This window comes from Raoultibacter timonensis, assembly GCF_900240215.1.
Taxonomy (GTDB): Bacteria; Actinomycetota; Coriobacteriia; order Coriobacteriales; family Eggerthellaceae; genus Raoultibacter; species Raoultibacter timonensis.
The window spans coordinates 2594800-2613865 of the sequence record NZ_LT964679.1 but is presented as its reverse complement, the minus strand read 5'-3'; the positions used below and the strand labels follow the sequence as shown (position 1 = coordinate 2613865).

General features: G+C 56.8%; 14 protein-coding genes. 12 read left to right on the top strand and 2 right to left on the bottom strand.

The window, feature by feature from the left end; translation table 11 throughout:
• Positions 1-51 precede the first annotated feature (51 nt).
• The 4 genes from C1722_RS11280 to C1722_RS11265 all read left to right on the top strand — a co-directional run bounded on the left by C1722_RS11280 (position 52) and on the right by C1722_RS11265 (position 2795).
• Complete coding sequence (locus C1722_RS11280; RefSeq protein WP_102379323.1) at positions 52-726, top strand: 4Fe-4S dicluster domain-containing protein; 675 nt, start codon at positions 52-54, stop codon at positions 724-726.
• Positions 727-734: 8 nt separating this feature from the next.
• Positions 735-1652, top strand: coding sequence for a 4Fe-4S binding protein (locus C1722_RS11275; protein ID WP_244411518.1), 918 nt, complete (start codon positions 735-737; stop codon positions 1650-1652).
• Between the two features lie 385 nt (positions 1653-2037).
• Positions 2038-2316: a twin-arginine translocase TatA/TatE family subunit gene (locus tag C1722_RS11270; protein WP_102379321.1), complete on the top strand. Its 279-nt coding sequence runs from the start codon at positions 2038-2040 to the stop codon at positions 2314-2316.
• Between the two features lie 173 nt (positions 2317-2489).
• The gene (locus tag C1722_RS11265) at positions 2490-2795 is read left to right on the top strand and encodes a nucleotidyltransferase domain-containing protein (protein WP_102379320.1); all 306 of its coding nucleotides are present in this window, start codon (positions 2490-2492) and stop codon (positions 2793-2795) included.
• 216 nt (positions 2796-3011) lie between these two features.
• Here C1722_RS11265 and C1722_RS11260 read toward each other — a convergent pair whose 3' ends face one another.
• Entirely contained in the window at positions 3012-4481 is a 1470-nt protein-coding gene (locus C1722_RS11260; protein ID WP_180995168.1) for a helix-turn-helix domain-containing protein, read from the bottom strand.
• 249 nt (positions 4482-4730) lie between these two features.
• On the opposite strand from C1722_RS11260, the gene C1722_RS11255 reads away from it, so the two are divergent.
• The 4 genes from C1722_RS11255 to C1722_RS11240 all read left to right on the top strand — a co-directional run bounded on the left by C1722_RS11255 (position 4731) and on the right by C1722_RS11240 (position 10680).
• A complete protein-coding gene (locus C1722_RS11255) occupies positions 4731-7409 on the top strand; it encodes a molybdopterin-containing oxidoreductase family protein (RefSeq protein ID WP_180995167.1) in 2679 nt (892 codons plus the stop codon).
• Positions 7410-7453: 44 nt separating this feature from the next.
• Positions 7454-7738 carry a 4Fe-4S dicluster domain-containing protein gene (locus C1722_RS17885; RefSeq protein WP_180995166.1) on the top strand — a complete coding sequence of 95 codons (285 nt, stop codon included), beginning with the start codon at positions 7454-7456 and terminating at the stop codon, positions 7736-7738.
• Between the two features lie 27 nt (positions 7739-7765).
• A complete protein-coding gene (locus C1722_RS11245) occupies positions 7766-9034 on the top strand; it encodes an MFS transporter (RefSeq protein ID WP_102379316.1) in 1269 nt (422 codons plus the stop codon).
• A 170-nt stretch (positions 9035-9204) separates the two neighbouring features.
• A complete protein-coding gene (locus tag C1722_RS11240; RefSeq protein ID WP_102379315.1) occupies positions 9205-10680 on the top strand; it encodes a basic amino acid/polyamine antiporter in 1476 nt (491 codons plus the stop codon).
• Positions 10681-11060: 380 nt separating this feature from the next.
• On the opposite strand, the gene C1722_RS11235 is transcribed toward C1722_RS11240, so the two are convergent.
• Entirely contained in the window at positions 11061-12566 is a 1506-nt protein-coding gene (locus C1722_RS11235) for a helix-turn-helix transcriptional regulator (RefSeq protein ID WP_146040657.1), read from the bottom strand.
• A 257-nt stretch (positions 12567-12823) separates the two neighbouring features.
• Between C1722_RS11235 and C1722_RS11230 the strand changes: the two genes are divergently transcribed.
• The 4 genes from C1722_RS11230 (at position 12824) to C1722_RS11215 (ending at position 18941) form a co-directional block, all read left to right on the top strand.
• Positions 12824-14245, top strand: a complete 1422-nt coding sequence (locus C1722_RS11230) for an SLC13 family permease (protein ID WP_102379313.1) — start codon at positions 12824-12826, stop codon at positions 14243-14245.
• A gap of 274 nt (positions 14246-14519) precedes the next feature.
• Positions 14520-16784 (top strand): molybdopterin-dependent oxidoreductase, encoded by a 2265-nt coding sequence (locus C1722_RS11225; protein ID WP_102379312.1) that lies wholly within the window; start codon positions 14520-14522, stop codon positions 16782-16784.
• Between the two features lies 1 nt (position 16785).
• A complete protein-coding gene (locus C1722_RS11220; protein WP_102379311.1) occupies positions 16786-17118 on the top strand; it encodes a 4Fe-4S dicluster domain-containing protein in 333 nt (110 codons plus the stop codon).
• Between the two features lie 434 nt (positions 17119-17552).
• The gene (locus C1722_RS11215) at positions 17553-18941 is read left to right on the top strand and encodes an SLC13 family permease (RefSeq protein ID WP_102379310.1); all 1389 of its coding nucleotides are present in this window, start codon (positions 17553-17555) and stop codon (positions 18939-18941) included.
• The last annotated feature ends 125 nt before the right edge of the window (positions 18942-19066 follow it).

The window sequence follows — 19066 nt, the reverse complement described above, 5'->3', positions numbered from 1 at the left end:
TTGGCAGGCGAAACAACGCCCGTATGGGAAAGACGAGGATGGCGAAAAGCTATGGCCGACAAAGGCATGACACGGAGGGGATTTCTTGCGGCAGGGTGTGTGAGCGCCGCAATGGTTGGCTTGGGCGATTTCGGCTTGGCGACACAGCAGGCCGATGCGGCGTATCTCAGGCCACCCGGCATGGCGTCGCAAGCCGATCTGATTGCGCGATGCGATCGCTGCCAGCGATGCTTGCAGGCGTGCCCCTACGACATCATCACGCCGCTTTCGCTGGGCGAGAGCATCGTTGGCTACGGAACGCCCACGCTTGACTTCATGCGCGGCTACTGCGATTTTTGCATGCTCTGCACCGAGGCGTGTCCAACCGGGGCACTGCGATTCGGCGCCCCCACGGAGTCGAACATCGGCATTGCCAAGGTTATCAAAGATTCGTGCGTCGCATGGGACTGGACCGGTTGCACGGTCTGCAAGGACGAGTGCCCCGTTGAGGGAGCCATCACGCTCGACGATCACGACCGCCCCGTTGTCCACGGTGACCTATGCGACGGGTGCGGACGCTGCGAGGAGGTGTGCCCCTCGGCCTCGTTGCGCGCCTACGACAACACGGTGGAGGAAAAGGGCATCGTGGTTGTATCGCGCACGAGCGTTGTTGCGCAAAGCGATGGTCCTATCGAAGGAGCTGCGCTGCGCGAGGGACGGTATGCGAAGGGCGGCGAGGACCGATGAAGGTAAATATGAAAAAGCTGCGCATCATTGCCGGGCTGGCCGTTTTGGCCATCGCTCTCATCGGCTTTCACTTCGATACGGCGATCGGAACGCTCTGCGCTCTGTGCCCTGTGGGCTTCCTGCAGATCTCCGTTGCATCGGGGTCGGTTCCCTGGGCGCTCTTGCCCGGCGTGCTCATCGTGCTGCTCATCGTGTTCGCGCTGGGGCGTGCGTTCTGCTCATGGCTGTGCCCCTCGTCCCTTCTGAAGAACGTCTTCGGTGGGCATACGCCGCGCGGGCTGACGGGGCGCACAGGCGAGCGCTGCGAGGTTCCCGAGAAGGGATGCAGATCCGTTGTCGAATCCGGTGAGTCGTATCCGGATGTCACCGACGCCGAGTCTCTCGCACCGGCGGCAACCGAAGAAACCGCGGCATCACGCGCGTCAAGGGCATGCGGTTCCTGTTCGTCGGGAGGCTCGAGCATCGCTTCGCAGGCGCTCGTGCTCGGCGTGCTGCTCATCGCGTCCTTTATCGTCAAGTTCCCGGTGTTCTGCCTTATCTGCCCGATCGGGCTCGTGTTCGGGACGCTCTGGGCGTTCAACCGCGTGTTCGTTCTTCTGGAGCCGGGATGGGAGCTCGTGGTGTTCCCGCTGATGCTCGTCGCCGAGCTGTTCCTGTTCAAGCGGTGGTGCTCGGCCATCTGCCCGCTCGGGTTCTTCTTCACCCTCATGGCGAAGGCTCGGACGAAGCTCGGTTTCGGGCTCCGTCCGCAGGCTAACTGCTCGACGTGCATATCGCGCGAGGGCTGCACGACGTGCTCGACCGTGTGCGGCGAGAACATAGACGTTGCGTCGGCCGATCGGCTCGGTCTCGAACCCTGCACGATGTGCCGCGACTGCGTCGAGAACTGCCCGACGAAGTCGATTACGGTGAGCGCGAAGAAGTAGGCTTTCCCGCTCACCGCGGGCCATGAGAAAGCCGCAAGACGCTGCAAGCGCCATCGCCCCCGATTTCCCGTATGCAAAAATGATCGGGATCCTGTGGAGCCGGAGTGGGGTCTTCGTGAGACGCTATACATATATAGGTGCAGGCACGTACAATAAGCGCAGATCAGGAACCCTACTCAATTTGCACGACAAGAAATTGAACTCCGAACTTTGAAAATCAGTAGTTTTCAGGATAGGCGAAACGGAGCTTTCAGGGCACTATACTCCACGTGCTCGGTCGAGTGCCGAGCGATAAGCAAAAGTGGCGTTACGGAAAACGTCGACGAAGCGAAATCGAATTGCAGCGAATAAGATAAGGCTGCAAGAAACGTTTGGAGGCGCAGCAATGAAAATTCTCGGCATGGGTGTTCCCGAGCTCCTTATTATCCTGGCAGTCGTGTTGCTCATCTTCGGGCCGAAGCATCTCCCCAAGCTCGGCGCTGCAGTTGGGTCGACGGTAAAGAACCTTCGCGAAGGCCTCGGTGGCGACAAGCAGATTGAAGAAGTCGCCGACGAGATCGTCGAGATGGAAGAAGAGGAGCCGGAAGAGGCTCCCGCGAAGAAGGCCGTGAAGACCACGACCGCTAAGAAAGTGGCAACGAAGAAAGCAGTCGTTGCCGACTAGTTTATAAACCCTCCTTATGGTTAGTCCCGCACCCTCGCGGGACAATATCAGCCGATGCGCCCGCACTGCATCCCTTCCCTCCCTCAGTGCCGGCGCATCGGTTTCTTTTTTCTACTGATACAATCAATGCAATCTACGCCGATACTGATATAAGTATGCGGAAAGGATTGCGTATGGCATTGCGTTCGATAGCCGATATTGAAGAAAAGGTAGCCGGTGCAGTGAGTCTGTACAATACCTCGGTTGCCGAAAGCGAACGGATTGCATCGGTTTCCCTCTTTGGCAGCTATGCTAAGGGCATGGCGCATGCCGATTCCGATATCGATCTTTTGGACGATATGTTGCACGATATGCCGCTCGAAGCTATTCTCGTTGATGATCGAGCAGAGCGCGCAGCGGCCATGAAGGCCATCAACATCGGGGAATTGGCTAAGCACCTCCTGATGGTTTCTACGCACAACACCCTGATAACGAATTGAAGTACGCTGCTAAGACTCGCGACGTCTACGCCCATGGGTATTCACCCTGTCGTTTGAGACGGTGTACAAAACTGCTCAGGAAGACTATCCGAGGGTTAAGCTCTGGATCGAAGAGCTTCTTGCTTAACGTGCGAATATGAGGTTTATAAGGCGCAGCGCGCGTCGCGCCGGTACGCCTTCGGTCGCTCGGCAATCATCCCCGGCAGTGCAAACGGGCTACTCGTCCTCTGAAACGATGGCCTCGAAGACATCGAGAAGCTGCTGGTGGCTGCTCACTTCGAGTTTCGCGTAAATATGGTAGATGTGCGTTCGGGCGGTTGCCAACGAAATGAACAGGGTGTTGCTGATGGATTCCGCATTGCGTCCCCGCACCAAGAGCTTGAAGACTTCGGATTCCTTCGGCGTGAGGCCACGCTCCTCGATGATACCCTGACAGCGTTCGTCAAGATACTGTTTGAGACTATCCGTCTGCTCGGGCGCCGTTTCGCTGCTGCTTGGTTTCGGCGCATCCGTTTCGAGGTGGGCAGCTGTGCTCAGTTCGGTACCGTAACGCGCTCTGGTCACGTAGAGGGCGGTGTAGATGAGGAAGGCGGCAACCGAAGTCACCACGAACAATTCGGTGGCGCCGAGGTCGAGGTAGAAGTACAGGGCGAAGAGAACCATATAGCCGATAAACGCCCCCGCGACATAGGGAAGCGGAACGAGCGTCGAGTGGGTGATGGGATTGAGCCTGAGCTGGTTGTTGAGGACTATTCCCAGCACGATCTTGCGCGCTTGGGCGTAGATCAGGATCGCAAGCACGATGCAGCAGCAAACGATGCGACCCTGCTCGCTCAAAAGCGGGCTGACGATCAGGAAGAAGATGGCCAGGGGCAGAAGCCTGCCGAGCAGAAGGCCAAGATCGTAATTCCTCTGATGCCTCAAAAGCGTGACGAGGATTGCGGTCAAGCCGCCAGCGATGAAGCTTATCGGCAGTATCGCGTGAGCGTGCGGACCGAAGCTCAAAACCGTGGCAACCGTGCAGCCGAGCACGATGCCCTGCACGGCATTGCTGAGCGTATCCTGCGTGATGTACGAAGAAAACTGCTGAGAATCGGTCATGAGTTGCAGCTGGTCGTCGTCTACGGATCGCAGGAGAAGCGAAACGAGCCCGGCGGCGAAGAGCGTGAGCGCGACGACGCATGCCGCAAAGGCGAGGCCGAAGGGGCGGAGCAGCACGAGCGCCGAAAGCAGCAGCGCCGAAAGCAGGAACGCAAGACAGACCTGCAGCTCGGTTTGCTTCGAGTAAAACAGGTTTCCATACAGCTCCCAGAGCGTGCGCAGCCAGCAGATGCCGAACCCGAGACCCATCCAACCGAGCGCGCCGACGAAGAGCGATCCCTCTGAGACGGCGGGTTCGATTGCCGTGAAAGCGAAGGGGACGAGCAGCACGACGGCGCCGACTAGCGCGGTGGTCGAGCGGGTTTTGAAGACCCAATCGGCGTGCTGGGACATGTAGACGTACGCCGCGCAGAAGGCGACGAAGTACAGCCCTTGGGTCGCTGCGGACTCGGCGAGCGGCAACGTGGTTGCTTCGAGAAACGTCGAGCGGAAAAACAGGCAGTAAAACTCGAGCGCGAGGCACGAGGCGAATCCGAGAATCGAAAAAGCGCACGCGATCCCCGTTGCTGCAGGGCGTGATTTCATGGCGGGCCTCTCTCTTGCGTCCCCCTGGAGGCACCCGGAAAGCAAACATCCAGATGGTAAGACATTCTCTTCTATTCTCGGAGAAAAATCAACATGCGTCTCATAAGCCGTGTATGATGCGCGTTTGACCTGCGCCACCCTATACTGCGCGGCAATGGGGGCCGCATGCGGTGCATCGCGCGAGCCGTAAGCGGAGACACCTTGGGTGCTGAAGCTGAAAAGCTGAAGCAGGACGAACGGAGGTTTGAGATGGCCGAGAAGAAGGGCGAGGAGTACAGCGGCAAAAACGTTAAGCGCCTCGACCAGTATCCTAACAACTACATCGATGAGGACGGCACGCGGTGGCGCAAGGGGCGGTGCTTCTTCTGCAGCGTTCACTGCTTGCTCTACGGTGGCGTCGATAAGAACGGTAAGCTGACTGAAATCATTCCGCTCGACGAGCAGTCGAAGCATTGCTATCGCATGGGCGAGCACGGCGAGAAGTTCATCAAATTCCATTACCATCCGGCGCGCATCAACCGACCGCTCAAGCGCATCGGAGAGCGCGGCGAGGATAAGTGGGAGGAGATATCCTACGATCAGGCGCTCGATGAGATATCGACGAAGCTCAAGGAGCTTCGCGACGAGTACGGCCCCGAAACGTTGGTGATCGCCGAGGGCACGTACCGCTCTGACCACCTGTGGGCCCGAACCCGATTCACCAATTTGTTCGGCAACCCGAGCAACATCATCGATCCCGGCACGATCTGCTGGTGCTGGACCTATACGCTCAACATGTCGATGGTGGGCTGGCCCATCGAGTGTTCGGTGCCGCCGTGGGGCGCGGAAGCGGGCTCGTCGATTCTCTGGGGTGTGCGCCCCTACGAGAACGGCGGCGAGTTCTCGGGCATTTGGCGCACGATGTCGGCGCCGGTCAAGCGCAAGGAAAACCCGGGGAACATGGTCGTCATCGATCCGCTGTGCACCGAAGAGGCGAAGGAATCGAGCCTGTGGCTGCCCATCATCCCGGGTACCGACCTCGCTTTGCAGCTGACCTGGATCAACTACATCATCGAAAACAAGCTCTACGACGAAGAGTTCCTCAAGTACTGGAGCAACGCGGTCTTTTTGATCCGCAAAGACACCAAGAAGCTCGTTCGACTGAGCGAGATCGAAGAAGGCGGCCTCGACGAAGACTTCGTCGTATGGGACGCGAAGCGGGACGGCCTGCTCGGGTGGTGCTCGGACGAGAACCGCTACTATGCCGATGGTGAGGTGGATGCCCAGCTCAGCGGCGAATTCGAAATCACGTTCAAGAACGGCGAAACGGTGACGTGCATCACCGCGTTCGACGAGCTCGCCGATCGCATGTCTCAGTACACGGTGGAATGGGCTTCGGGCGTCACGGGTTTGACCGAGACGAAGATCGTGCAATCGGTTACCGCATATGCGACGGGTGGTCCGGCCTATATCGGATGGGGCCTCGGCAGCGCCGACCAGCACGGGCCGAACGGCGCCAACTCCGGCATCGCGAAAACGATGCTGCGCATCCTGACGGGCAACATCGACGTGAGGGGAGGCGAGTACATCGGGTTCCCGGGCATCATCGATGCCGATGGCGAGAAGCGCTTCCCGCTGCGCGATTCCGAATTCGAGCTTTCCGAAATGGTCACGCCCGAAGCGCGTGCCAAGTTCCTCGGCAACGACGAATACCGTCTCATGTCGTGGAAGGGCTTCGAGCCGATCGACAAGTGCTTCCGCAAGATGTTCGGCGTACCGCGCCCGATGCTCCATCAGCTGCTCGTGACGCCGCCGAAAGCATGGGACGCCATTCTGACCGGCGAACCCTATCCCGTGAAGGCGCTCATCGCGTGGAGCTCGAACCCGCTCGCATGGGCTCCGAACACCAAGCACGTGTACAAGGCGCTCAAGGCCCTCGACCTTCTCGTCGTCGTCGACTATTGGAAAACGCCGACCGCCGCGCTCGCCGACTACATCATGCCCGCCGCGGACAGCCTCGAGCGGCCGATGGCAACGACCATCGAGGACGCCTACGACATCGTCCTCATCGGAGACAAGATCATCGAGCCCGAATACGAGCGCCACGTCGATTACGATTTCTGGCGCGGATTGGGGTTGCGCTGCGGTCAGGAAGAGTACTGGCCGTGGGAAACCTACGAGGATGCGGTAGCCCACCGCCTTGCCCGAGGCGGCGTCTCCTACGAGGAAGCGATGGAGGAGGGGGCATGGGTCAACAGTAACCCCACTCCGTACAAGCATGCAGAGGTCGGACACAACGGACAGATCAAAGGCTTCGCGACGCCGTCGCGCAAGGCGGAAATATTCTCGAGCATCATCCAGGATCTCGACTACGATCCGATCCCCGAGTACAAGGAGCTCCCCGAGACGCCGGTAAGCCAGCCGGAGCTTGCGAAGGAATACCCGTTCCGCCTGGTTACGGGCGGCAGATGGAGCCCGATGCACCACTCGGAGTTCCGCGTGCCCGGGTGCGGAACCCGTGGCGTGTGGCCCAACCCGATCGTGCAGCTCCATGTAAGCGATGGGCGCAACCTCGGGATCCGCGACGGCGATTGGGTTTGGATCGAGACGAAGCGCGGGCGCATCAAGCAGGTTGCCAAGCTCGAGTGGGGCATCGTGCGCGGAGTCGTTATCTGCCAGCCAAGCTGGTGGTATCCCGAGCAGCCCGCCGAAGAGCCGTGGTCGCTCGGCGTATTCGATTCGAATGCGAACGTGCTGACCGACGATGCGTACGAAACGCTCGATCCCAAGACGGGGCAATGGGTTACCCGCGGCATGCTGTGCAAGATATACCCGGTTACCGACGGCACCGATCGTGCGGATTTGGTTGAATCGATCGAGCCGTTCGTGAACGAGGATCCCAAGGGGTTCTGGAACAACACGTTCAACAAGTTGAACCATAAAGCATAGAGAAGGACGCACGTCATTTTAAGAGCGTTGGAAGGGAGGGAGCCGTGGCCGCACCGATTGCATGCGTAGACCGATGGTATCTGCGCGAATTGCAGATAGATGCACGAGCATGCATCGGTTGCGGCCTGTGCGCCTCCCTGTGCCCTTCCGACGTTTTGGAAATCGACGGCGAGTGCGGCACGGTGCGCGTTGCTTTGAGGGAAGCGTGCGAGCTGTGCTACCGGTGCGAATCGGCATGCCCTGTCGGTGCCGTACGATTCGCGCACGTAGCATGCGCCCGCAAGAAAACATCGCGTGCGCCTGGCGCTGCACCAGGGCAAATTTTGTAAAGGCAGATCGAAAAGAAGGGGAGTAACATGAAAACAGGTAAGCTGTTTTACGGTTGGATACTTGCCGTGATCTTGGGCGTTTGCTACTTCATGGCGAACGGGTCGTTTCTGACGGCTGCCGCAATCGGCGGCGGTTTCATGCAGGCCGACATAGGTCTGACCGGTGCCGAGCTCGGTATGGGAACGACTATCGCCATCTGGGTGTACGGGTTCGGCTCACCCGTCATCGGGTTTTTGATCGCGAAGATCGGCGCACGCTACATGCAGGTTATCGGCGGCGCCTTGATGGTGCTGTGCTCGGCGGCGCTCATATTCTTCGTCAACGACTACATCAGCTACATCGTGACGTTTGCGGTCATGGCCTTCGCCGTGATGGCGGTGGGCGAGATTTCGGTCGACACGATCGTCCCGTCATGGTTTCATCGCCAGCGCGGACGGGCGATGACGCTCACAATGGTTATCGGCGGGTTGGGCGCGTTCGTTTCCCCGCTCATCGCCAATGCGCTCATGGGAGCAGAAGCGGGCCATTGGCGCAACATTTGGTGGTTCTTCCTCGTGGCGGGCGTGCTTGCGATCATCCTTGCGTTTACGGTGATCAGGAACAAGCCCGAGGACATGGGGCTTCTGCCCGATGGAGGCGAATCGGTTAAGGCCGAGGTGGAGGAAAAGGTCGAAGAGAAGCCTTCGAAGGTGTTCAAAACCTCCATTCCCGCAACGTTTGCGCAGACGATCAAATCGCCCGCGTTCTGGTTGCTCTCGATTTGCGGCTTGGGCGGGTACTGCTACTACGTTGCCGCGGTAAGCTTCGTCCCCGTCTACTTCCAGACGCTCGAGCTCGATCAGACCATGGTCGCGGCGGCGGTATCGTCGATGGGCCTTGCCATGATGGCGGGCAAGTTCCTCTGGGGCATCATCTCTGACCGATTCGATCCCGCGAGGCTGCTGGTGCTCTGCAACGTGTTCGTGGTGATCGGCCTGCTCGTGGGCGCGTTCGCATCGAATGCCATCATGCCGTACCTCTCGTTCATCCTTGCCGGTTTCGGCTATGGCGGCATGATGCCGCTCGTACCGACCGTGCTGGCGAACTACTTCGGACGCGATGTTCTTTCCCGCGCCGTCGGAATCGCGCAGCTCGTGTTCGGCGTGCTGTCGGGCTTCATCGCGACGATCGGCTTTGCCATCGGGGATGCGACGGGATCGCTCGTGAACGCGTTCTACGTTACGGCGGTCATCGTTGGCGTATGTGCCCTTCTCGGCATGTTCGCCCGACCGCCGAAGAATCAGCGAAACAAGTAAGCGTAGACAAGGAAGGGCTATCCGGGAACACCCGTTTCTGCGAGGCCACGCTGGTTTTTGCGTAGCCTCGCAGAATGGGTGTCATACTGTTTCAATAAAGGTGCGAACATACATAGTCATTTTCTGCCAAGAGGTTAATGGGGCGAAGCACCGAAGGTCAGGGGCGTGGTATGGACGAGTCGGCATCGAAAGACGTAAGCGCAAAGCGGGCAGCGGATGAAACTCTCGGCGGTTTTCGGTTAACCGCCCTCATCGTCACCATCATTATCGGTGGCGGGGTTTTTACGCTGGCGGGGGATCAGGCTGCGGGGGGAGCCAGCGGCTATGCGATCATGACGGCATGGGGGATTTCGGGCGTTGGCGTACTGTGCCTCGTCCTCTCGTTTTATGCGCTCTCCCGCATAAAACCCGAGCTCAAAGGCGGCATCTACAGCTATGCGAACGCGGGATTCGGGGATTTCGTCGGGTTCAACAGCGCGTGGGGATACTGGATCAGCGTTCTGCTCTGCACGGTGAGCTTCCTCGCCTTGCTGTTCGGTGCCCTTACGTACTTCTTCCCGATTTTCGGGGGCGGCAACAACCTCTATTCGGCAATCGGGGCCTCGGTGCTCATCTGGTTCTACGTGTTCCTTGCATCGCGGGGCATCAAAGAGGTGACCGGCATCAACGTGGTCATCACCATTTCGAAGATCGTGCCGATATTCGTGGCCATCTTCGCGATCATATTCTTTCAGAAGTTCGATCCGACCCTGTTCGTTTCGAATCTGACGAACGGGGCAGTGACCGACATGCCGTTTTGGAACCAGGTCAGCAGCACGATGATGATCACCATCTGGGTGTTTGTCGGCATCGAGGGCGCCGTTGCCGTTTCGGGGCGCGCCAAAAGAGAAAAAGACGTTGGCAGGGCCACGGTTACTGCATTCGTCTGTGTGTTCATCATCTACCTCATGGTGTCGATGCTTTCGATGGGGGTGCTGCCCCTATCCGAACTTGCAACGCTCGATAATCCCGCGCTTGCGGGCGTTATGGAAGCGGCTGTGGGGCCGTGGGGGGCGCTGCTCGTCAACTGCGGCGTCGTACTTTCGCTTATCGGTGCCGTCCTAGGTTCGACCATGGTTTCGAGCGAATCGCCGTTTGAGGCCGCGCAGCAGGGCGTGTTCATCAAGGCGTTCGCCAAGACGAACAAGAGGGGTGCGCCGATCGTTACGCTTGTCGTCACGAACATCATCATAGAGCTCTTCCTGGTGGCCATGATCTTCTCCGAGCAGACCTACCAGTTCTTCTACTCCATTTCGTCGGGCATGATCCTGCTTCCGTACCTGCTCTCGGCAGCCTATTTCGCAAAGCTCACGTTTACCGAGCGGGAGGCGTTCGAAGGCAGGGTGGGCGGCAGTCTCCTCCTTTGGCGCGTGCTTGCGATCGTGGGCGTTGTGTACAGCCTCTTCATCGCGTACGCGAGCGGCCCGATCGGCCTGACGATCATGTCGCTTCTCTACGCGCCCGGCATTCTCATGTACATCAAGGGCAAGAGGGAGCGCAAGGAGCCCTACCTGCAAAGCACGCGCGACAAGATCGTCGTGGCGGTTATCCTCGCCGCTACGGTGACATCGATCTCGCTGCTTGCGATAGGGTGGGTGAGTTTGTAGGAGGTTGCTTGCCGTTCGACTGCGGCATGTCCGCCAACCGCCTCCGTGCGACGATTATCGGCACATTCTGATATCGTCGAGTCAAGCGACCAGGCATAAGGAACGCCATCCCGTTTTAGAGCGCTCAAATAACGTCGCACGGAGGCGGTTGGCGGACATCGGGCGACGCGCGCGGGTCGGCTGGCCGGAGGAGACCTGCCGGATATCGGCAAGCCTGCGTTTGCGCCCGCCGCTGCATGATCTGCCGCTAACCGCCATCGGCTCGAGGTCGTACGGGGCTTTGGGCGCTGGGCCGCCGTGGGCGCAATACAGGAAAATACCGATGGTGGTCTTGCGGGGGGAGCTGGGTGCTCGGAGTCTCCAATGCTTTCGGGTCTCGCTTAGTGGTCTGCTTCGTATTTTCGGGGGCGTAGCATCATGATTATCTCCTGCTGCGAGTGAACATCTATTTTTTGATAGATTCTATAGGTATGGGTCTTAACGGTGCTCGGCGAGATGACGAGCATATTTGCAATGGAGTCGCTGTTGTAGCCGCATGCGAGCAGGAAGAAGATTTCTTGTTCTCTCGGAGTGAAGCCATGGCACTCTGCAAGTGCAGTGCACTTCTTCTTGAACGAGCGCTCCTCCTCTTCGCTTTGCGCTACCCAAGGTGTGACGATGCCGTCCTCCAGATCATAGGAGATGCCTTCCTTGAACGAAATGCCCAAATTAAACGGAAGGAGTGCGTAGGTTCCGATTACGAAGACTGCGACTAAGCCTCCTACGACGATAAGATTTAGCTGCAGAGTAACGCAGAGGCAACCTAGGCACAATCCGCAAGCGAATCCGAGCATAGGGGGGAAGCGGCCTCTCGAGATGTTCGAGAGGATGTCTATGCCGAAGCACCGTCCCGAGGTGATAAGAAACGTGGTATTCGAGTGGCCTTGGTAGAAGAACAGCAGTATCGAAATCGCAAAGATCGCGGTTTGGACGTATGGATCGTCCACGGAAATTCCGAAGAGCATGGCAATGCTTGCTGGGAGATATATTCTGGCCATTTGCCCAGTCGTTCCTGCAAAATACCTTCTCTGCAAGGGGAGTGTGACATTCAGCGCGAAGGCGGCGGCTACCGTTATCGTGATAACTTCCGGCGACCAAGATGAGAATGTGACGCATATGCAGAATCCAAGTGCCATCAACTGGAAAAACAAGGCCAAGTGCATTTTAAAATCAAGATGAACATCCTGATCCGTCTGGTCCGTATCTTCCCGAACTCTTTCATCCTTGCTTTTTGGAAGAATGAGGTACAGCAGTGCCGAAACTGCATTCATCGATACGAATACCATGCCCGAAACGGCTTCGCTAAGCCAAAGAACCACTATGAGGATGACCAGTCCGAGTGAGAGGCCCCATGTCGTATAGGCGAGCATCGGCTCGATTTCCGCCGATGCGGCGCTATGCCACCGAAACATCCCTATGCCGGTGCATATGCCCATGAGTCCCGTTGTGGCAGCCGTAGCGATGGCGATGGTCTTGTCGGCGTAATACTGACCTTCGTGCAGGTATTGGATGGAGATAGCCATCACGATAGGTAAAGCAGAGACGACCAGGAACACAACATCACCTGCGGTGCGGGTGCTAACCAGCAGCTTGCGCAAACGGCTGAAGCGCATGATGAAGTGAACGAGCGCTACAGCAAGAAAATACGAGATCGTTGCGACTGCGAAAAAGGCCTCATTGAGATGCAGCGCGTTTCCCAGCATGCCCGCTTCCGTTGCGAACATGAATCCGAAGCCGAACATGTAGAGGATCTTTTTCATGCTGATCGAATAGCTTAACTGATCGGCATCTTCCGGCTTGCTCACCCTGTATGGACTTTGAACAGGTCTTTTATCTTTGTAATACAAAAAGACTACCCCCTAAATGACAAAGTTACACTCGCTCGCTTGATGCCCGACAGGCGGTTTACGCCTAATTTGAGGGCATCCGAATACTTGTCGGGATACAGGTCGGAATCCGAAAGGTTTATGGGAGGCAGCATGAGCATAGAGGATTCAGACCTTCTTAGTCAACGGACGGAGGTGACGATTCCAGAAAGTCGATCAATCCAAAGGCTACTTGAGCACTCGTTTGTTTTGGGGAAACATGAGGAGGATTTGAGCGGATGTCTACTTTTATGGGGAAGAGGGGGATTGGGATAATCATCGCGGTTCTTGCCTTTGCGGCGGCGTGTCTTATCCCCTCTGCCGAGACGCTTTCAAGAGAAGGCCTTCTCAGTCTCGGCGTTCTTGTTGCTGGCGTGGCAATGTGGGTATGCGATTCGTTCCCTGTTGGCGTCACTGGCATTATCATCTTAGCTGTCGGCGCAATTCTTGGGGCTGCTCCGGCGTCAACTGTTTTCAGCGGTTTCGGCGCTTCGACGACGATATTCGTTATGACGGTGTTCGCGTTGACTACCGCGTTCAATAAGTCACAGCTTTCGAATCGACTTGTCGGCGTTGTCGTTCACTGGTCGAAGGGAAATACCCGCAAGCTCGTACTGGGCGTCATGTGCGTTACGGCGCTCGTTTCGATGGTCATGAGCGATTCGGCTGTTATCGCGCTGTTCTTCGGCTTGTCCATCTCGCTTCTCAAGGCGCTCGATCTTTACAAGAAGAAATCCAATTTTGCTAAGTGCCTGTTTATCGGGGTCCCCTTTGCAGGAGTTACGGGTGGGCTCGCCACTCCTGCCGGTAACGCCACCAATATTGCAGCCGTTGGCATGCTCGAGGCGGCAACCGGGCAGCAGATTTCGTTTCTCGGTTGGATGATCATCGGAGTTCCTATCGCAGCCGCAATGATCCTTGTGTTGTGGCTTTCGGTCACCTTTGTTTTCAAGCCGGAGTCTTTGGGGCAGGATAAAATCGAGCGACTCTACGAATCGGTGAAATCATACGGGCCGTTTCTCGTTGAGGAAAAAAAGACCCTGTGTATCATTCTCGGCGTGCCGATTCTTTGGATCTTGGGTACATGGTTCCCTCTATTCAACATGACGGTTATCTCCGTTCTTGCTATGGGCCTTATGCTTGCACCTGGTTTTAACCTGCTCACGTTTGATGAGTATCAAAAAGGCACCCCATGGAACGTAGTCATTATGGTTGGTGCAATGATCTCTATGGGTACTTTGCTCGGAAGTACCGGGGGATCGCAATTCATCGGCGATATCGTGCTCTCGATGGGATTTGCCGATATGAGCATCGTACTTGCTTTGTTTGTTCTCGGTTTAGTCCTGTACTTTTTGCACACCGTTATGCCGATCGGTCCCGGATTCGTTCCTGTGTTCTTCCTTCCGCTGGTCACTATTTGCACCGCTGCAGGCTTGAATCCTATTTCAGCTGCAGTGATGATGTCAGCCATTATCGGCGGCAACTATCTGTTTCCGATCAATCCGACTATCGCGATTACGTACAACGAAGACACCTACGAGATCAAGGACATGTTCAAAGCAGGCATCGTTCCCGTATTCGTGCTCTGCCTGGTCATGGCGCTGTGGATCCCGTTTATTACCGATGCCTTGACGAACGTCGGTATGTTGTACGCGGTTTAGGTGGTGCTCTGATGTGTTACGGATGCAGGAGGTGCGGCAAATGCGGAAAACTTGAGGCGATGAGAGGCAAGCGGCCGGCAGCCAGGTGTTGGAAATGCGGGAAGCCTGTTACCGAAGCCGATGTGGTGAGGTGTCCTTCATGTGAGGTTCGGCTCGTGCCGGAGTCTCCGGAGGTGCCCGGCAAGCCACACCGCAGGCAATGAGAAGGCGAGGCTTCAATCGAGGGAAACCTCATTTGTTGGCAAGGGAAATGAAGAGAGAAAGGAAGGTTGATATGTCAGAGAAAGAGCCTCTGCACGTTATCAAGGTAGAGCATACTCATCCCTATCGGTACGATGAGGATGGCTTTACCGCTACGCGCGGCAATGCATGGTCTGCTCCCGGGTGCCATCTCGGCTGCGGCGTCATCATGTACTCGGACGGAGACAAGTTGGTTAAGGTGGAGGGCGATCCTGAGCACCCGTACAATCAGGGGCGCCTGTGCGTTCGCTGCCTTGCGGTTCCCGAGGCGGTAAATAGTCCCGATCGTCTTCTGTATCCTTTGAAACGCTCCCGCGAAAACCGTGGCAAGAATGTATTTGAGCGCATCACATGGGATGAAGCGCTTGATACTATCGAAGAGCGCTTCAAATACTATAAGGAAAATTTCGGTGCCGAGTCGGTTCAGTTCTGGCAGGGTACCGGTCGCGACATTGCCGCTTGGATTTCGCGCCTCGCATGGTCGTTCGGTTCTCCGAACTACACCTTCAACATAAACGCGCACTCGTGCTATTCTCCCCGCATCTTCGCATGCTCCTTTACGACCGGTACGTTCTGGGTGGGCGATTACTCTCAGCAGTTCGCCGATCGTTTCGACAATCCTGAGTGGAAATGCCCGGATGTTACCCTTGTGTGGGGAAATGAGCCCTTGGCGGCAAACTCCGATGGGGCATACGGTCATTGGGTGCTCGATGTACTTGAGCGCGGCTCCAAGCTTATCGTCGTCGACCCGCGTTTGACGTGGCTTGCCGCGAAGGCCGATATTTGGCTCCAGTTACGACCTGGAACCGATTGCGCGGTGGCGCTGGGTATGGCGAACTATGTAATTAAGGAAGATCTCTATGATCACGAGTTCGTTGACATGTGGTGCTACGGCTTCGATGAGTTCGCCGAGCATGTGAGCGAGTGGACCCCCGAGCGCACCGAAGAGGTCACAGGCGTCGCCGCTGAGAAAATAGCCGCTGCTGCCCGCTTGTATGCGCAGGCCGATGCGGGTTTGGTTCAATGGGGCGTCGCACTTGATCAGCGTATCGACAATCTGGAAAACGGTCGTGCGATCGTGTGCCTGATGGCCCTTACCGGCAACTTCGACAAACCTGGTACCATGATCCAGCCTCCCGAGCTCTTGAAGTACATCACGGGATGGGGCCGCGAGTGGTTGACTCCCGAGCAGGACGAGAAGCGTCTTGGTGCGAATTACCACCCTGCGGTTCGCGTTGGTTCGGGGGCTGCCGGCTCGTCGGACTGCATCGAGGCCCTGCTCACCGGCAAGCCATATCCCATCATGGCCGTCTGGATGCAGTCGATCAACTCTCTCGCTTGTGGTGGTGCGGATACCGAAGTTACCATGAAGGCTTTTAACAACTCGGAGTTCAACGTTGTGGCCGATCTGTTCATGACGCCCACCGCTATGGCTTTTGCCGATATTGTGCTGCCCATCGCGATGTTCCCCGAACGCAACGGCATTCGCTGCGGCGATGGTTGTCAACGGGGCGAAACCATCAATCAAGCCGTCTCTCCCGCGGGAGAGTGCCGAAGCGATATGGAGGTGAATCTCGAGCTCGGACGCCGTTTTAATCCCGAAGCGTGGCCGTGGGAGAACGTCGAGCAGATGTTCTCGAGCATCGTCGAGGAGACCGGCTATACCTTTGAGGAGTTGCGCGATGTTGCGCCGGCGTACCTGCCTTTCGAGTATGGTCTGCATGAAAAGGGAAAACTCCGTAAAGACGGCGGAGTTGGATTCCCGACTACGACGGGACGCATTGAGCTGTGGTCCCATGCGTTCAACAATATCGGCATGGATCCCATGCCCACCTATTACGAGCAGGATAACTCGCCGATGTCTGCGCCTGAACTTTGCGAGGAGTTCCCCTACATCCTGAGCACCGGTGCTCGCCAGTGGGGCTACTTCCATTCCGAACATCGTCAGGTACCGCACCTACGTGCGCTTCACCCCGAGCCCACGGTGCAAATAAACCCCGAGGACCTCGCGGACCTCGGTTTCGAAGAGGGGCAATGGGTCTGGCTTGAAGGACCGATCGGAAGAACGGGCCGTACGGGTCGATGCAAGCGCAAGGTTGAAGCATATCCGGGTATGGCAAGGGGCGTCATGTGTACGGAGCACGGTTGGTGGCATCCGGAAGGCGATCCGGAGAAGCTCTACGATGCTCTTGAGCTCAATTGCAACAACCTTATCACGTGGGATTACGGAACAACGGGGTGGGGCGCCAACCACAAAGCCCTCGCTTGCAGAGCATACCCGGTAAAGGATGGTGAGTAACATGTCGAAGAAAGGCCTTTTGGTAAGCTACAACTGGTGTACGGGCTGCCATTCCTGCGAGATCGCATGTCAAATGGAAAACGGGCTGCCCGTCGACCAATTCGGTATCAAAGTATCCCAAATCGGTCCATGGCAATACGGCGAGGACAAGTGGCAATACGCTTATATTCCCACCATAACTGATCAGTGCACGTTGTGCGGCAAGCGCGTTGAGAAAGGCAAGCTGCCCTCCTGCGTGCAGCACTGTCAGGCGAAATGCTTGAAGATCGTATCGGAAGAAGAAGCTGCTGCGGCAATCGCCGAGAACGGCAAACAGCTTTTCATGACGCTTTAGCGCGAGTTCATCGGGAGGACGGTCCTGGAAGGTTTCAAATCCTTCCAGGACCGTTTGGAAAAACAAAGGAGCCCCCTAGTTGCTCGGGAGGTACGAGGCATGCCGGTCGAAACGATCATCACGATAGTACTTGCAGCGGCTCTTATCTTGAGCGTCACGTTGCACATGCTCGCCAAGCGCGCGAAAGCCTCTTCGGAGGAGGTTTCTTGCGAAAACGGATTGGGTGAGGGGGGGCCAAGCGGGGAGGATGCAAAGAGAGTTCGGCCTTCCCGCTGACTCTAAGGGCTTGGATTCGGACTACGCGGCAACGAAGGCGATTTTTAACGCCGTGTTGTCCGAAGGCAAGAGTCGATCCGCTGATCGCAGAAGGTAAATTGCATGCCGTATAAGTCTTATCGGTTCGTGCGGTGAAAGAATTTGAAAGGGGATGTAACATGGTCAAAAGAATGATAGGCGTAGTGTGCTTTGCGATCTGCATTGTTCTGGGATCCACTTTGCAGTTCGAAGGTCTGACGCCTGAAGGCTGCAAAGCTCTGTTTACGCTTCTCGGTTCGGTATTTTTGTGGGTATGCGGATCGTTCCCGCTTGGCGTTGCCGGTCTGCTCGGCGTGCTTACCCTGATTGTTACGGGTGCTGGCGATGTGAATGCAGTTCTAGCCGGGTTCATGAACTCGGCGGTACTCTTCCTCATCTTCTGCTTTAGCTTTGGCGTGCTTTTCGAAAAGACTACCTTCTCCGATAAGATCGTCGGATTTATTCTGAAGGCGTGCAAAGGCAATTCGAAGGTCTTGCTCTTAGGCTTTCTGTTTGCTGCTACGTTTGTTTCCTATTTCATGCACAATCTGGTCGTTATCGCCGTCTTGTTGCCCATCGGCTGTCGCGTCCTTGAGACTCTCGGCCAAGAGAAGCTGAAATCAAACCTTGGTAAGGGCATGATGATCGGTCTGGGTATGTGTGCAATGATCGGTGGCTGCGGTACCCCCATCGGAGCTTCCATGAACGTTTTGGTGCTGGGCCTTCTCGAAAACATGGTTGGTTACACGATCAACTTCGGGCAGTGGTGCATCGTGGCTGTTCCTGCGACTATTGTCATGACGCTTGCGGTTTATTTCGCTTTCCTTGTTATTTGCAAGCCCGAAGAGCTCGATCCTAAAAAAGTTGAGCAGGTTGTTGCAGATTTTGCCAAGCTTCCGGCAACGACAAACCGAGAGAAAGCAATCCTCGCCGTTATGATCCTCATGGTGGTCATGATGGTATTGGGCACTTGGGTTCCTATGTTTACCATTATGAACGTTGGTCTGTTCTTCTTGGTTATCTGCACCTTCCCCGGTGTTAACTTCCTTACGTGGGACGAAATCAACAAGGGCATGAACTGGCAGGTTCTCGTTATGTTTGGCTGTGTGAACTGCATGGTCGGTATGATGCTCGGCACTGGTGCCGTTGCGTGGTTGTCCGGCCTGCTTTCCGGCCTGCTTTCCGGCCTTCCGGTTATCGCTATCCTGCTTCTGTTTGGCGTTATCACTCAGATTCTGCATAACTTCTGCCCGGTCGGCCCTGCTCTGTGCGCCATGGTGTTTCCGGCGTTTGCCGGCATCGCCCTGGCTGTGGGTGGGTTCCCCGTTGCAGTTGTTGCGTTCATCTGCGTGTTTTCTTTGGGGGCTGCATACTTCCTTCCGATCAACCTTCCTTTGCTCGTCGCGCAGGGCTCTGGTTATTGGGAGACGAAGGATTGCTTGATTCCGGGCCTTGTGCCGACCGTTGTCATGATCGTTCTCATGGCTGTTTGGTTCCCGGCTGCGTTTAGCATGCTCGGATTCGCGTAAACCCCTCGCTTTGAGCGGTTGCTGGTAAGTGGCCAGTCGGAAGAAACGGCTTCTTCCGACTGGCCACGTTTTCTCTCGATCGCCTTGCAGCGCGAAAGCGAGAGCGCTGAACCTTGCACCGTACA

Excerpts from the sequence above, each read along its gene's own strand:
- C1722_RS11220 (WP_102379311.1), top strand. The coding sequence starts at position 16,786 with ATGTCGAAGAAAGGCCTTTTGGTAAGCTACAACTGGTGTACGGGCTGC.
- C1722_RS11245 (WP_102379316.1), top strand. The coding sequence starts at position 7,766 with ATGAAAACAGGTAAGCTGTTTTACGGTTGGATACTTGCCGTGATCTTG.
- C1722_RS11215 (WP_102379310.1), top strand. The coding sequence starts at position 17,553 with ATGGTCAAAAGAATGATAGGCGTAGTGTGCTTTGCGATCTGCATTGTT.
- C1722_RS11260 (WP_180995168.1), bottom strand. The coding sequence starts at position 4,481 with ATGAAATCACGCCCTGCAGCAACGGGGATCGCGTGCGCTTTTTCGATT.
- C1722_RS11225 (WP_102379312.1), top strand. The coding sequence starts at position 14,520 with ATGTCAGAGAAAGAGCCTCTGCACGTTATCAAGGTAGAGCATACTCAT.
- C1722_RS11255 (WP_180995167.1), top strand. The coding sequence starts at position 4,731 with ATGGCCGAGAAGAAGGGCGAGGAGTACAGCGGCAAAAACGTTAAGCGC.
- C1722_RS11275 (WP_244411518.1), top strand. The coding sequence starts at position 735 with ATGAAAAAGCTGCGCATCATTGCCGGGCTGGCCGTTTTGGCCATCGCT.
- C1722_RS11230 (WP_102379313.1), top strand. The coding sequence starts at position 12,824 with ATGTCTACTTTTATGGGGAAGAGGGGGATTGGGATAATCATCGCGGTT.
- C1722_RS11270 (WP_102379321.1), top strand. The coding sequence starts at position 2,038 with ATGAAAATTCTCGGCATGGGTGTTCCCGAGCTCCTTATTATCCTGGCA.
- C1722_RS11240 (WP_102379315.1), top strand. The coding sequence starts at position 9,205 with ATGGACGAGTCGGCATCGAAAGACGTAAGCGCAAAGCGGGCAGCGGAT.
- C1722_RS11265 (WP_102379320.1), top strand. The coding sequence starts at position 2,490 with ATGGCATTGCGTTCGATAGCCGATATTGAAGAAAAGGTAGCCGGTGCA.
- C1722_RS11280 (WP_102379323.1), top strand. The coding sequence starts at position 52 with ATGGCCGACAAAGGCATGACACGGAGGGGATTTCTTGCGGCAGGGTGT.